Origin of the sequence: Aliigemmobacter aestuarii, assembly GCF_004799285.1 — a bacterium.
GTDB lineage: Bacteria > Pseudomonadota > Alphaproteobacteria > Rhodobacterales > Rhodobacteraceae > Aliigemmobacter > Aliigemmobacter aestuarii.
Genome location: NZ_SSND01000004.1, coordinates 290,463 through 305,072 on the forward strand (window position 1 = coordinate 290,463; position 14,610 = coordinate 305,072).

The 14,610-nt window shown below is 67.0% G+C and carries 12 protein-coding genes; 8 read left to right on the top strand and 4 right to left on the bottom strand.

Annotated elements, in window-relative coordinates; translation table 11 throughout:
* Positions 1-49: 49 nt before the first annotated feature.
* Both E7811_RS14965 and E7811_RS14970 read right to left on the bottom strand, forming a co-directional pair.
* Complete coding sequence (locus tag E7811_RS14965; protein ID WP_136395461.1) at positions 50-823, bottom strand: pyrroline-5-carboxylate reductase family protein; 774 nt, start codon at positions 821-823, stop codon at positions 50-52.
* A complete protein-coding gene (locus tag E7811_RS14970) occupies positions 820-1,449 on the bottom strand; it encodes a TetR/AcrR family transcriptional regulator (RefSeq protein ID WP_136395462.1) in 630 nt (209 codons plus the stop codon). The genes E7811_RS14965 and E7811_RS14970 overlap by 4 nt, the downstream gene beginning before the upstream one ends.
* Positions 1,450-1,596: 147 nt before the next feature.
* Between E7811_RS14970 and hpbA the strand changes: the two genes are divergently transcribed.
* The 8 genes from hpbA (at position 1,597) to E7811_RS15010 (ending at position 11,581) form a co-directional block, all read left to right on the top strand.
* The gene (hpbA, locus tag E7811_RS14975) at positions 1,597-3,633 is read left to right on the top strand and encodes an N-methyl-L-proline N-demethylase HpbA (RefSeq protein WP_136395463.1); all 2,037 of its coding nucleotides are present in this window, start codon (positions 1,597-1,599) and stop codon (positions 3,631-3,633) included.
* Between the two features lie 197 nt (positions 3,634-3,830).
* Positions 3,831-4,871 carry a PstS family phosphate ABC transporter substrate-binding protein gene (locus tag E7811_RS14980; RefSeq protein WP_136395464.1) on the top strand — a complete coding sequence of 347 codons (1,041 nt, stop codon included), beginning with the start codon at positions 3,831-3,833 and terminating at the stop codon, positions 4,869-4,871.
* Between the two features lie 63 nt (positions 4,872-4,934).
* Positions 4,935-6,395, top strand: coding sequence for a phosphate ABC transporter permease subunit PstC (gene pstC, locus E7811_RS14985; protein ID WP_136395465.1), 1,461 nt, complete (start codon positions 4,935-4,937; stop codon positions 6,393-6,395).
* On the top strand, positions 6,392-7,744 hold the full coding sequence (gene pstA / locus E7811_RS14990) for a phosphate ABC transporter permease PstA (protein ID WP_136395466.1): 1,353 nt from the start codon (positions 6,392-6,394) through the stop codon (positions 7,742-7,744). Before pstC ends, pstA begins: the two co-directional genes overlap by 4 nt.
* Positions 7,745-7,959: 215 nt before the next feature.
* Entirely contained in the window at positions 7,960-8,820 is an 861-nt protein-coding gene (locus E7811_RS14995) for a metalloregulator ArsR/SmtB family transcription factor (protein ID WP_136395467.1), read from the top strand.
* 4 nt (positions 8,821-8,824) lie between these two features.
* The gene (locus E7811_RS15000; protein ID WP_136395468.1) at positions 8,825-9,832 is read left to right on the top strand and encodes an ArsJ-associated glyceraldehyde-3-phosphate dehydrogenase; all 1,008 of its coding nucleotides are present in this window, start codon (positions 8,825-8,827) and stop codon (positions 9,830-9,832) included.
* A gap of 84 nt (positions 9,833-9,916) precedes the next feature.
* Complete coding sequence (arsJ, locus tag E7811_RS15005; protein WP_136395469.1) at positions 9,917-11,173, top strand: organoarsenical effux MFS transporter ArsJ; 1,257 nt, start codon at positions 9,917-9,919, stop codon at positions 11,171-11,173.
* A gap of 123 nt (positions 11,174-11,296) precedes the next feature.
* Positions 11,297-11,581 carry an SH3 domain-containing protein gene (locus E7811_RS15010; protein ID WP_136395470.1) on the top strand — a complete coding sequence of 95 codons (285 nt, stop codon included), beginning with the start codon at positions 11,297-11,299 and terminating at the stop codon, positions 11,579-11,581.
* A 100-nt stretch (positions 11,582-11,681) separates the two neighbouring features.
* Here E7811_RS15010 and E7811_RS15015 read toward each other — a convergent pair whose 3' ends face one another.
* Entirely contained in the window at positions 11,682-13,742 is a 2,061-nt protein-coding gene (locus tag E7811_RS15015; RefSeq protein WP_136395471.1) for an oxidoreductase, read from the bottom strand.
* On the bottom strand, positions 13,732-14,499 hold the full coding sequence (locus tag E7811_RS15020; RefSeq protein ID WP_136395472.1) for a nitrilase-related carbon-nitrogen hydrolase: 768 nt from the start codon (positions 14,497-14,499) through the stop codon (positions 13,732-13,734). The genes E7811_RS15015 and E7811_RS15020 overlap by 11 nt, the downstream gene beginning before the upstream one ends.
* Between the last annotated feature and the right edge of the window lie 111 nt (positions 14,500-14,610).

Here is a 14,610-nt window from a genome sequence, read left to right on the forward strand (position 1 = left end):
GTCGGTGGGCCACTCGGTGGGCTTGTCCGTGACGCGATCCGGGCGGGGGTCAGAACCCTTCGCCCATTTCGGCGGCGCGGTCGGTCGCGGCGCGCAATCCTGCCTTCAGCGCGGTTTCGAACCCTGCGCTGATCGCCGTTTGAAGGCCCGCCGCCGTGGTGCCGCGATAGTCCACGAAGACCTGCACCATCTGTCCGGCCTGATCCATCCGGCCCGCCAGAAGCGGCGCCGCCCCGCAGATCATGCCCTCGGCGGCGTTTTCGGCCACGGACCGGCGCACCCCGTTCTGCACCAGAAAATCGATCACCGCCCGCGCCATCAGCGCCGAATAGGCCGGGCCCGCCCCGGCCGTCGCGGTCATCAGGTCAAGCTGGGATTCGCTGTCGAGTTCTTCGCAGCGCCCGATCGCCGAAAGGATGCGCACCGCCGCCTGCCGGTCGGTTTCGGTCATGTCGGGGCCTGCCAGCCAGGGCGTGTAGGATTGCCTGAGTTCCGCCGCCGCATTGGGCAGCGCCCGCAGGCTGCGCGGGGGCAGGGCGCGCAGCGGCACGCCCGCCATGACCGAAATCACCGGCTTTCCCCGTGCATCCAGCGCCAGCGCCGGCCAGTCCTGCGGGCGGACCGACACCACGATGAGATCGGATCGGTCGACAAGGTCGGCCACATCCCGCGCCCATGCGACCGGATGGCCGAAATAGTCTTGGGCAACGCCGCCGCGCGTCAGGATGACGATGTCGCCCGCCGGGCATTGGCCGGTCTCGATCAGCGCCCGTCCGAGGGACGAGCCGATCCAGCCCTTGCCACCGATGATCCCGATCCTCATCCCAGAGCCTCCAGCCGCGCGCGCGCGCGCGCCATTTCGTTTTCGGTGGGCGCGCGGCCCGTGTAGATCTCGACATAGTTCGGCACGCGCTGCAGACGGGTTTCCAGCGTCTCGCGCGTCTGCATCGAGATATAGCCGATCTGCACCAGATAGATGGTGCGCGCCCTGACGTCGGCATCCTGCGGCGGATGCCCCCAGCGTTCCAGCATCTGGCCAAGCGCCTCAAGCCGCGCCGCATCGACAACACGCAGCCGGTCGAGGATTGCGGCATCCTGCAAGGCCCAACCCCTGACCGCGAATTCCAGCCGCGAATCGAAGGTCCGGTCCGAAAGGAAGCAGCCGATCAGGTTCAGCATCGCCTCGGTCTCGGTTTCGGCATAGGCGCGGCAGGCCTCCACCATGGGGACGGTGGTGCGCTGTTCCCACATGTCGGCCAACGCGGCCAGCAGCGCGGCGCGGTCCTTGAAGAACCAGTAGAAGCTGGTCCGCGACAGTTTCAGCCGCGCCCCCAGCGTCTGGATCCTGACCGCGTCGATGCCCTGGTCGATCAACGCCTCATAGGCCGCCTGAATCCAGAGTTCGGGCGAACCGCGCCAGCCGCTGTCCTGTTCGTCTGCTGCCTGCATGGGTGCAGATTAGGCGCTTGGGTCGCGTGGCACAAGGAAATGTTCACTCGTGACCTCAAACTTGACGCATGTGAACATTTTTGCCATCAATGGGCCGTCCTTCTGACCTCATCCTTCTGACCCCACTTCTCTGACCGGAGTCGCCCGATGTCCAACGATCCCCTTCTGCAACCCTACAAGCTCAAGCACCTGACGCTCCGCAACCGGATCATGATCACCAGCCATGAACCGGCCTACCCCGAGGACGGGATGCCCAAGGAACGCTACCGCGCCTATCACGTCGAACGGGCGAAGGCGGGGGTCGCGCTGACGATGACGGCGGGATCGGCCTCGGTCGCGCGGGACAGCCCGCCGGTGTTCAACAACATCCTCGCCTGGAAGGACGAGGTCGTGGGCTGGATGAAGCAGATGGTCGACGAATGTCACGACCACGGCGCGGCGGTGATGATCCAGCTGACACATCTTGGCCGCCGCACCCGGTGGGACAAGGCCGACTGGCTGCCGGTGCTGGCCCCCAGCCACGAACGCGAGGCCGCGCACCGCGCCTTCCCCAAGCGGATCGAGGATTGGGACATCACCCGCGTGATCGGCGATTTCGCCGATGCCGCCGAACGGATGAAGGCCGCCGGCGTCGACGGGATCGAGCTTGAGGCCTATGGCCACCTGCTGGAACAGTTCTGGTCGCCGCTGACGAACGACCTGCCGGAACCCTATGGCGGCAGTCTGGACAACCGTCTGCGATTCACCTTCGACGTGCTGCGCGCGATCCGGGCGCGCTGCGGCGAGGATTTCATCGTGGGCCTGCGCTATACCGGCGATCAGTGCCTGCCGGGCGGCATGACCGCGGCCGAGGGGATGGAGGTTTCCCACAAGCTGAAATCCAGCGGGCTGGTCGATTTCCTGAACGTCGTGCGCGGCGCGATCGACACCGACCCCGCGCTGACCGACCTGATCCCGATCCAGGGCATGAAATCCGCCCCGCATCTGGATTTCGCGGGCGAGATCCGGGCCGCGACGGGCTTTCCCACCTTCCACGCCGCGCGCATCCCCGATGTGGCCACCGCGCGCCATGCCATCGCCAGCGGCAAGCTCGACATGGTGGGGATGACCCGCGCGCACATGGCCGACCCGCATCTGGTGCGCAAGGTGATCGAGGGCCGCGAGGATGACATCCGCCCCTGCGTCGGCGCGAACTACTGCCTTGACCGGATCTATCAGGGCGGCATGGCGCTTTGCCTGCACAACCCCGCCACCGGGCGCGAGCTGGAACAGCCGCAGACCATCACGCCCGCGCCCGCGAAAAAGCGGGTGACGATCGTCGGCGCCGGTCCCGCCGGGATGGAGGCCGCCCGCGTCGCCGCCGAACGCGGCCATGCCGTGACCGTGTTCGAGGCCGCCGACCAGCCCGGCGGACAGCTCCGCCTGACCGCGCTGCAGGAACGGCGGCGCGAGATGATCTCGGTCATCCGCTGGCGGTTCGAACAGTGCGAAAAGCGCGGCGTCGATTTCCGGTTCAACACCTTCGCCGATACCGACACGGTGCTGGCCACCAACCCCGACGAGGTGGTGATCGCAACCGGCGGCCTGCCGCACACTGCCGTTCTGGCCGAAGGCAACGACCTGGTCTGTTCCGCCTGGGATATCCTTTCCGGCGACGTGAAGCCGGGGACGAACGTCCTTGTCTTCGACGATGCGGGGGACCATGCGGGGCTTCAGGCGGCCGACATGATCGCGGCGACCGGGGCGAAGGTGGAAATCGTCACCCCCGACCGCGCCTTCGCGCCCGAGGTCATGGCGATGAACCTTGTGCCCTACATGCGCAGCCTGCAACGGCGCGACACGACCTTCACGGTGACCTGGCGGCTGATGAAGGTGCTGCGCGACGGCAATCTTTTGCGCGCGGTCCTCGGCAGCGATTACGGCGACATGACGCGGGAACGCGTGGTCGATCAGGTGGTCGTCAATCACGGCACAAGGCCGCTGGACGATCTGTATTTCGACCTCAAGCCGCTGTCGCGAAACCTGGGCGAGGTGGATTACTCCGCGCTGTCAACCGGCAGGCCGCAGGCCGTGTCGCGCAATGCCGATGGCGCGTTCCGCCTGTTCCGCATCGGCGATGCGGTTTCGGCGCGCAACACCCATGCAGCGATCTATGACGCGCTGCGGCTGGTCAAGGATTTCTGACCGCCCCGCCACGGCGTGACGCCCCATTCGTCAAAAGGCCCCCCGTCCCCTCGGGGGGCTTTTCCTTTTCGCCTTTTCGCACCGCGCCGCCGGGGTGTCGCAAAAGTTTTACAATTCCAAAATATTCCCGTTACCGAACCGAAATACCCCCGGCGTCAGGTCCAGACGATTGGCCGAACGACAGTCAGGAGAGTCTCATGAAAAGCTTGCACATCACCGCCTCGGCGCTTGCCATTGCCGCCCTCTCGGCGGGCGCGGCATCCGCCCGCGACCAGATCCAGATCACCGGGTCGTCGACGGTGCTGCCCTATGCCACCATCGTCGCCGAAGCCTTCGGCGAGAATTTCGACTTCCCGACCCCTGTCGTCGAAGGCGGCGGTTCGGGCGCCGGGCGCAAGAAGATGTGCGAAGGCGTGGGTGAAAACACCGTCGACATCGCCAATTCGTCCTCGCGCATCAGCCAGTCGGACATCGACCTCTGCACCCAGAATGGCGTGGCCGAGGTCATGGAAGTTCGCATCGGCTATGACGGGATCGTCTTTGCCTCGGATGTGAACGGCCAGGAATTCGCCTTCACCCCCGCCGACATCTACACCGCGCTTGGCAAGCAGGTCCTGAAGGACGGCGCGCTGGTCGACAACCCCAACACCTCGTGGGATCAGGTCAACGCCGCGTTCCAGCCGCAGGATATCCTGGTCTTCGTTCCGGGCACCAAGCACGGCACGCGTGAAGTGTTCGACACCAAGGTGATCATCGCCGGCTGCGAGGCCACCGGCGCGATGGCCGCCTTCGCCGCCGCCAACAACGGCGACGAGGACAAGGCCGAGGAACTGTGCATGGACCTGCGCACCGACGGCCGGTCGGTCGACATCGACGGCGACTACACCGAAACGCTGGCCCGCGTGGATGCCGACAAGAACGGCATCGGCGTGTTCGGCCTGTCGTTCTACCAGAACAACACCGACAAGCTGCGCGTGGCGACCATGGGCGGCGTGGTGCCTTCGGTCGACTCGATCGCCAAGGGCGAATACCCGGTGTCGCGCCCGCTCTACTTCTACGTCAAGAAGGCGCATCTGGGCGTGATCCCCGGCCTGAAGGAATATGTGGAGTTCTTCGTGTCCGACGACATGGCCGGTCCGGACGGCCCGCTGGCGGCCTATGGCCTGGTGTCCGACCCGGAACTGGCCGCGACCCAGGCGGCGGTGGCTGCGGAAACCCCGATGGGCCCGCTGAACTGATCCAGACGATCGCGCGGGGGCCTACGGGCCCCCGCAACTTCCATCCAGCGGCGAGTTGACCGAATGACCGTCTTTCTTCTGACCCTCGTGATCATCGCGATCGCCCTGGCCGGCTTTTTCCTTGGGCGCGGCAGGGCGATTTCGTCGGTCACGGGGGATGTGCGGCGCCTGCATTCGCTGCCCGGCTATCATGGCTGGCACGCGGCGCTGATGGTGCTCATGCCGGCCTTCGGGCTGCTTCTGGTCTGGCTGGTCGCCCAGCCGGTCGTGCTGGAACGCCAGGTTCTGCCCTACCTGCCCGCCGAGGTCGTCGCCGACGACACCGCGCGCACGCTTGCGATGGCCGATGTGCGCCGGGTGGCCACGGGCCTTGATGCGGCCGTCCTGGCAGGCACCATGACCGAAGACGCGGCCGGCACGATCCGCGCCGAACTGACCGACCTCCGCGCCCGCCTGGCCGAGGTCGGCGTCGCGCTCGGGTCCGATGTGAAACCCGAGACGCTTCAGGCCGCGCAGGCCTATCGCACGGGTTTCGCCACGGCCATCTTCTGGCGCGGCATCATCACCATCGCCGCGGCGCTGGCGGGGCTTGGCTATGCGCTGTCGGTGACGCGGGCCGATTTCCGCGCGCGCAACCGGGTCGAGGCGGTGACCCTGGGCATCCTGATCACCGCCTCCTCGATCGCGATCCTGACCACGGTGGGCATCATCTGGTCGATGCTGTCGGAAAGCGTGAACTTCTTCCGCCAGTATCCCGCGGCGGATTTCTTCTTTGGCCTGACGTGGAGCCCGAATTTCCGGGGAGGGTCGGAACTGGGCTTCATCCCGCTTCTGTGGGGCACGCTTTACATCTCGTTCGTGGCGATGGTCGTCGCGGTCCCGCTTGGCCTGTTCACGGCGATTTATCTGGCCGAATACGCCTCGGCGCGGACCCGGTCCATCATCAAGCCGCTGATCGAGGTGATCGCGGGCATCCCGACGGTGGTCTTCGGCCTGTTTGCGCTTGTCACCGTGGGACCGTTCCTGCGCGACTATTTCGCCGAACCCTTCGGGCTGGGGAATTCCGGTTCGTCGGTGATGACGGCGGGGATCGTGATCGGGATACTCAACATCCCCTTCATCTCGTCCCTGGCCGATGACATCATCAATTCCGTCCCGCAGGCGATGCGTGACGGCAGCTATGGCCTGGGCGCCACGAAATCCGAAACGGTCCGGCAGGTGATCCTGCCCGCCGCGCTGCCGGGGATCGTGGGCGCCGTCCTGCTGGCCGCCAGCCGCGCCATCGGCGAGACGATGATCGTGACGATGGGGGCAGGGGCCGCGGCCAAGCTGTCACTCAACCCGTTCGACGCGATGACGACCATGACGGTCAAGATCGTCGGCCAGCTGACCGGCGATACCGATTTCGCCAGCCCCGAAACGCTCGTGGCCTTCGCCCTTGGGATCACGCTGTTCGTGATCACGCTGGGTCTGAATGTCCTGGCCCTCTTCATCGTGCGCAAATACCGCGAGCAATACGAATGACCGATATCCCCGCCACCCCCGTGAACCCCACGCGCCCGGTGAAATCCATCTATTCGGGCGGGGCCGAGATGCGCCGCCGCAACGCCGCCGAGGCGCGGTTCCGCTTCTACGGGCTGTTTGCGATCACGCTCAGCCTCGGCGTGCTGGCGATCATGCTCTGGACGATCTTCAGCGACGGTGTCAGCGCGTTCAAGCAGGCCAAGCTGACCTTTCCGGTCACGCTTGCCCCCGAGGTGCTGGACCCGGCCGGAAACCGCGACCGCGCCGAGATGACCAAGGTCACGACGATCGGCTATGGTCGCGTCCTGGCCGGGGCCTTCCGCGCCGAACTCGAGGCGCGGCAGATTTCCACCGAAGGCGTCTCGGACAAGGAGATTGCAGAACTGATCTCGAAGGACGCGCCGGGCGTGCTGCGCGCCGAGGTGCTGGCCGATACCGCGCTTGTCGGAACGACACAGGTGATGACCGTGCTCGCCTCGGGGCGGATCGACGGCTATCTGAAGGGGCGGGTGACGCGGGCAACCGCCGAACGTGACGCGCAGATCAGTCCCGCCATGCTGGACCTGGCCGACCGCCTGCAGGACGCGGGCATCCTGAAGACCGGCTTCAACCTTGGTTTCCTGACCTCGCCCGACGCCTCCGACCAGCGGCCCGAGGCCGCAGGCCTTGGCGTGGCGATCATCGGATCGGCGTACATGATGCTGCTGGTGATCGTGATCTGCGTTCCCGTGGGCGTCGCGGCCAGCATCTATCTCGAGGAATTCGCGCCGAAGAACCGGCTTACCGACATCATCGAGGTGAACATCTCGAACCTCGCCGCGGTGCCCTCTATCGTCTTCGGCATCCTTGGCCTCGCGGTCTTCATCAACTTTGCGAAGTTCCCGCAATCCTCGCCCGTCGTGGGCGCGCTGGTCCTGAGCCTGATGACGCTGCCCACGATCATCATCGCCTCGCGCGCGGCGATCCGGGCGGTGCCGCCGTCGATCCGGGATGCGGCGCTCGGTGTCGGGGCCTCGAAGATGCAGACGGTGTTCCATCACGTCCTGCCGCTGGCCGCGCCGGGCATCCTGACCGGCACCATCCTGGGCCTCGCCTCGGCGCTTGGCGAAACCGCGCCGCTTCTGCTGATCGGGATGGTGGCCTTCGTCGACAACTACCCCGCGCCCCCGGTCGAGGGCTTCTTCGATCCCGCGACCGCCCTGCCGGTGCAGGTTTATTCCTGGGCCAGCCGGTCCGACCCGGCCTTCATCGAACGGTCAAGCGGCGCGATCATCGTGCTTCTGGTCTTCCTCGTGATCATGAACGTGACCGCGATCATCCTGCGCCGGAAGTTCGAACGCCGCTGGTAGGGCGCGCGCGCCGGTCCCCCGTTTCACCGCAACAGGCCCACCCCGACCGCCGGGGCGGGCCTTAAACCATCCGGCCGCCGCTGCCCCGCCGGGCGACCGGGGGAGGTTGCCGTGGGCCTTTGCCGTGGCGGCCGTTTGCAGGGGGGCGTTTCAAGGGGGGGGCTGTCATCAAACCTTCACTGGACCGGCGTTTATATTTCCGTAGTACTGGAAATATGGAACAGAATCGCGCCGCCCATGCCTTTGCCACGCTCGGCCATCCCGGCCGGCTGGCCGTGTTTCGCCTCTTGATGCGCTTCGCCCCGCAAGGCGTGCGCCCGACCGAGATCGCCGAGGCGCTTGGCCTGAAGCAGAACACCCTGTCGCATCATCTGGCCGACCTGACCGCTTCGGGCCTTGTCGGCGTCCGGCGGCAGGGGCGGTCGCTGTTCTACGCCGTTGATCTTGACGCGACCGAGGGCCTGATCGGCTATCTCGCGCTCGACGTGGGCCGCGCCCGGCCCGATCTTCTTGCCCCCTTGCTATCGGCCCCGAAGGACAGCGCCCAAATGGACCCGACCCCCCCCGATACCGATTTCGCCGTGCTCTTCATCTGTTCGGGCAATTCCGCCCGCTCGATCTTTGCCGAGGCGCTTCTGCGCGATCTGGGCAAGTGCCGGTTTCAGGCGTTTTCGGCGGGCACCCGCCCCAACACGGCGTTGAACCCCTTCGCGCTGGACGTGCTGCGGCGCAACGGGCACGACACCTCCGGCCTGCGGTCCAAGCATATTTCCGAATTCCAGCAGCCGGGCGGCATCGTCATGGATTTCGTCTTCACCGTCTGCGACACGGCCGCGGCCGAGGAATGCCCGCCCTGGCCCGGCCAGCCGATCACCGGCCACTGGGGTCTGCCCGACCCAGTCAAGGCCACCTGCACGGATGCCGAAAGGGCGCTGGTCTTCGCCCAGACCTATGCCGCGCTCCGCCGCCGGATCGCGGCCTTCGTCGAGCTTCCCTTCGCAAGCCTCAGCCGGATGTCGCTCCAGTCCCGCGTCGATGCCATTGGCCTTGACGCATTCACGGTCGAGAAAGGTTGATCCCATGCCACGCATTGCCCTGAACGGCCTTGGCCGCATCGGAAAACTCGTCCTGCGCGACCTGATCGACGCAGGCAGCGGCGGCGAGATCGTCCTTCTGAACGACCCCGCTGGCGACGCCGAACAGCACGCGCTCTTGATGGAGTTCGACTCTGTCCACGGCCGCTGGCGCACGCCTGTCGCCGCAGGCGAAGGCGCGTTGGTGCTGGATGACCGCGCCATCCGGCTTTGCCATGAGAAGACCATCGAGGCGCTGCCACTCGCGGACCTGGGCGTCGATCTGGTCATCGACTGCACGGGCGTCTTCAAGACCGCCGCCAAGGTCGCGCCCTATTACGCCGCCGGGGTGAAGAAGGTGGTCGTCAGCGCCCCGGTCAAGGATGGCGGCGCGCTGAACCTCGTCTACGGGGTGAACCATCACCTCTACGACGGGTCTCAGGCGCTGGTCACGGCGGCCTCCTGCACGACGAACTGCCTCGCCCCGGTGGTCAAGGTGATCCACGAGGCGCTTGGCATCCGGCACGGGTCGATCACCACGATCCATGACGTGACGAACACCCAGACCATCGTGGACCGCCCCGCCAAGGACATGCGCCGCGCGCGCTCGGCCCTGATGAACCTGATCCCGACGACAACGGGATCGGCCACCGCGATCACGCTGATCTATCCCGAACTCAAGGGCCGGCTGAACGGCCATGCGGTGCGCGTGCCGCTCTTGAACGCCTCCCTCACCGATTGCGTCTTCGAGGTGGAACGGGCGACCACGGCCCAGGAGGTCAACGCGCTTTTCGCCGCCGCCGCCGAAGGCCCGTTGAAGGGCATCCTCGGCTATGAGACGCGGCCGCTGGTGTCCTGCGACTTCACCAACGATCCGCGCTCCTCGATCGTCGATGGCCCCTCCACCATGGTCATCAACGGCACGCAGGTGAAGATCTACGCCTGGTATGACAACGAATGGGGCTATGCCTGTCGCCTCGCCGATATCGCGCGGATGGTCGCACAAGGTCTCTGATCCGCTTCAACCTGATCGAAATACCCTCGGGGGGTGCGGGGGGCAGACAGCCCCCCGCCTCTTCGCCGGCCAAAGGACCGCCCGATGACCGCCTTGAACCCGTTCCGCGCCTATGCCGCCGTCACGGCGGCCTACTGGGCCTTCATGCTGTCGGACGGCGCGCTCAGGATGCTGGTGCTCTTGCACTTCAACAGCCTCGGCTTTTCGCCGGTCCAACTGGCCTGGCTGTTCCTTCTGTATGAAGTCGCCGGCATCGTCACGAACCTTGCGGCGGGGTGGCTGGCCGCCCGGTTCGGCCTTGCCGCCACGCTTTACGGCGGGCTGGCCCTGCAGATCGGCGCGTTGGCCGCGCTGGCAGCGCTTGACCCCTCCTGGGGTATCGCCGCCTCGGTCACCTTCGTGATGGCGGTGCAAGGGGTGTCGGGCGTGGCCAAGGACCTGGCCAAGATGTCGTCGAAATCCGCCGTGAAGCTGCTGGCGCCAGCAGAGGACGGCGGCCTGTTCCGCTGGGTCGCGCTGCTGACCGGATCGAAGAACGCGGTGAAGGGCGCGGGCTTTTTCCTTGGTGCAGCACTTCTGGCGCTGGCGGGGTTCCAGGCGGCCGTCTGGGGCATGGCGGCGGTGCTGGCGGCGATCCTTGCCACCGTCGTCCTGTTCCTGCCCGCAGGCCTTCCGGGCCGCATGAAGGCCGACGAGGCATGGCGGGGCTGGAGGTCGAAGGATGCGCGGGTGAACCGGCTCTCCCTCGCCCGGATGTTCCTTTTCGGCGCGCGCGACGTCTGGTTCGTGGTGGGCATCCCGGTCTATTTCCAGGCGATCCTGTCCGACGGCACCGCCGAAGGGCGGCGCGAGGCCTTCTTCCTGATCGGCGGTTTCCTCGCGCTCTGGATCATCGCCTATGGCGCGGTGCAGGCCGTCGCCCCACGCCTTCTGGGCGCGAAGGGCCAGCCCTTGGCCGAAACGACGCGAAAGGCCGTCCTCTGGGCGGGGCTTCTGGTGCCGATCCCCTTCCTTCTGGCCGGGGCGGCATGGCTGGCGGGTGGCCCCGCCCCCTGGCTGACCGCCACGCTGATTGCGGGCCTGCTGCTGTTCGGCTTCGTCTTCGCGGTCAATTCCTCGGTCCATTCCTACCTGATCCTCGCCTTCGGATCGGCCGAACGGATCACGCGGGATGTGGGGTTCTACTACATGGCCAATGCGGCGGGGAGGCTGACCGGCACGCTTCTGTCCGGCCTCAGCTATCAGATCGGGGGGCTTCCCCTTTGCCTGTCGACGGCGGGGGCGATGGCGCTGGCCAGCTGGCTGGCCATCCGGCGCATGCAGCTGTCTGGTCAGGAATGATTGGCCATCTTGCCGCGCCATCCCGGCGGCGACAGGCCCGGACGACGCAGAAATCGCGCGCCCGGAATTGCCTTGGCCCGCGCAACAGGGCAAAAGGCAAGTCGAAGGAACGAGGTTGCCATCATGGTCCGAACTGTCGTCGCACTCCTGTGCCTCACGCTTTCTGCCGGTTGCGTTGGTGCGCCGGGCAACCGCACGGTGGTGGAACGTGCCGGGCCCGATGACCTTCTGAAGCTGCGGGCGGGGCCGGGCCTCGGGTTCAGGGTGCTGCTTGGCCTGCCCGACGGCACCGAAGTGATCCGGCGCGATTGCGTGACGGAATCGGGCCAGCTCTGGTGCCGCGTGTCGCTTGCCGATGCGCCCGGCATGACGGGCTATGTCTCGGCCGACTATCTGGCGGATCGCTGAAGGCGCGGGCCAGACCGGGCGCCCGGTCCGGCCGCGACGGCCGCTGACCGCGACGCACGGCCGCAAGTCACGCGGCCTACGGCCAACCGTCCGACCGAGGTCACAGAAGTTCCGCGATCTCGCGCCGGAAGGGAAGCGCGTCGCCGATGTCCTCGGCGTCCATCTCTTCGGCATAGCGGCGCCCGGAATAGGTGGCCCAGGCGATGGGACCAGGGGCGGCGGCGTCGCCGATCACCTTCAGGCTGCGGATGCCGGCACCCCGCCAGTCGCGCGCCTTCAGGTCCAGGTAAAGGCCGTCGTCCGGCGTGCGGCTGGTGACCATCAGCACCGCATCGGCGGGCAGGTCGGCTTCGCGTCCGGTCCAGGTGCAGGCCAGGGTGACGGCCCGCGCGCCGATGGCGACGGGCGCCCGGGACAGGTGCAGGTGCACGCCGGCCTCCATCAGGCGGGCCTGGATGATGCCCTGTTCCAGCGTGTTTTCCGTCCATTCCGCGACCTTGGTGGCGGGGGTGACGACATGCACCTCGCAGCCGCGCGCGATCAGCAGTTCGGCCAGAACCGACCCCATGTAGAAATGATCGTCGTCATAGATCACCACACACCCACCCGAGGGGCCGCCATCCGCCATCAGGTCGTCGGGGGTAAGGACGGGCATCGCGGGATCGGTCGGGATCGGGAACAGGTGATGGCGCGCCACCGCATCGCGCCGCCATGTGGCGCCCGTGGCGATCGCAACATGGTCAAACCCCATGCCGAGGATGTCCTCTGCCGTCAGGCGGCTGTCGAAATAGACCTCGACATTGGGCATCGGCGCGATCTGTCCCGTCCGGTAGTCGGCGACCCGGCCCCAGGCCGCAAGGCCCGGCAGCGCGCGTTCCCGCGTGACCCGTCCACCCAGTGACGTGCCCGCCTCGGCCAGGGCCACGCGATAGCCGCGCTGACCCAGGACACGGGCGGCTTCCAGCCCCGCGGGGCCTGCGCCCACGATCAGCACGCTGTCCGACGCGCCCTTGGGCCGGGCGCGTTCGGGGTGCCAGCCCTTGCGCCATTCCTCCATGAAGGCGGGGTTCTGCGTGCAGCGGCTGATGCCCTGCGTCATGTCGCCCGAGACGCAGATGTTGCAGCCGATGCATTCGCGGATGTCCTCGAAGCGGCCTTCCTCGATCTTTTTCGGCAGGAACGGATCGGCGATGGAGGGCCGCGCCGCGCCAATGAAATCGAGGATGCCGGATTTCACCTGGCGCACCATCGCATCGGCCGAGGTAAATCGCCCGACCCCCACCACCGGGCGCGGCGTCAGATCCTTGATCCCCTTGACCAGATCTTCCTGCGCGCCCTCGGGCTTGAACCGCGAGGTGCCGGAACACTGTTCCCATGTGCCATGGGCCAGATCCCACAGATCGGGCAAGTCGCCGTGCATTTCGATGAAATCGCGCACCTCGGCGTTGGAAAAGCCCATCTTGCCCGCCTCGTGCAGCGACAGGCGCAGCGATATGGCCATTTCGCCCTTCGTCGCCTCGCGGCCCTCCTCGATCACCTCGCGGACGAACCGCGCGCGGTTTTCCAGGCTGCCGCCGTATTCGTCGGTCCGGTGGTTGGTGGCGCGCGACAGGAAATGCTGAAGGATGCCAAAGCCATGCGCGCCGTAAAGGCAGACGATGTCGAAGCCCGCGCGCTGGCTGCGGACAAAGGCGTTGCGGAACCAGCGGCGCAGGTCGCGGATGTCTTCGCGGTCCATCGTGCGGGCCTGCACCGGGTCTGATGTGAAGGTCAGGATCGGTCCGCCGCTGACGGCCAATGGCACCTCGCGGCTGTAAAGGTTGGGGCCGTTGATCCCGGAATAGGCCAGTTCGATGCCGGCCAGGGCGCCGTGGCTTTTCATCGCCTCCGACATGCGGGCCAGCGCGGGGATGTCGCGGTCGTCCCAGAGGTGCAGTTCGATGAAGGGGGTGATTTCGGAGGTGTGATGGATCTCTACCTGTTCGGTGAAGATCACGCCCCAGCCGCCTTCGGCCTTCACGCGCCGCATCTCGGCCACGGCGGACGGGTCGCGATAGCCGCCGCCGTTGCAATGGGGCACCTGGAAGAAGCGGTTCTTCGCCACCTTGGGGCCGATGCGGACAGGCTCGAACAGGATATCGTAACGCGGATCACGGGGCATCTTGCACCTTGCGGAAGTCTTGCAGCTGGGTGGACAGGCGCGCGGGATCGCGCGGCGGAAGGTCGGCGACCAGAAGGGCGGGATGATCCCCCGCCTGGGCCAGCACCTCTCCGTGCGGGCCGGCGATCAGGCTGCCGCCGACATAGGTCAGGTCGCCCTCGGACCCGCAGTAATTGGCATAGGCGATGGACAGGCCGTAATTCGCGGCCATGGCGGGGACAGTGGCGCGCACCACATGGGTGAAGGGGGCCATGTTGGCGGTGGGAACAAGGATCAGATCCACGCCCTGCGCGGCCAATGCTGCCACATGGGGTGCGAATTCGATGTCGTAACAGATCAGAAGCGCGGCCCGCCGACCGTCCAGGTCGAAGGTCACATAAGCATCACCGGCGCGATAGAGAGCGCGTTCACGCGGGCCGTAGAGCTGGATCTTGCGGTAGTTGGCAACGCGCGCCCCGGCGGCGTCCAGAAAGACCGCCGAATTCCAGACGGCACCGTCGGCCGCTTCGGCATAGCCCAGAACAAGGCCGCAGCCCGCTGCGCGGCAGGCCGCCGCCAGTTCATCCAGTGCGGGGGCGGTGGCGGCAAGGGCCTTTTGCGCGACCTGGCCATGGTTGTAGCCGGGCAGCCAGACTTCGGGGGCGACCAGCACGCTGGCCCCCGCGGCCCCGGCCGCGCGGATCATCGGGACGAGCGCCGCGACGCCCGCTGCCACGTTCCCCGCGGGCGAAGGCCCCTGCCAGAGCGCGATCCTCACGGCAAGCGCCGGGGGTTTTGCAGCCCCGGACCCCCGCAGGATATTTGTGCCAGAATGAAAGGCATGCGTCCTCCTTCGCCCGGCGGGCGTCAGAACCGAGGGGAAGGGGGG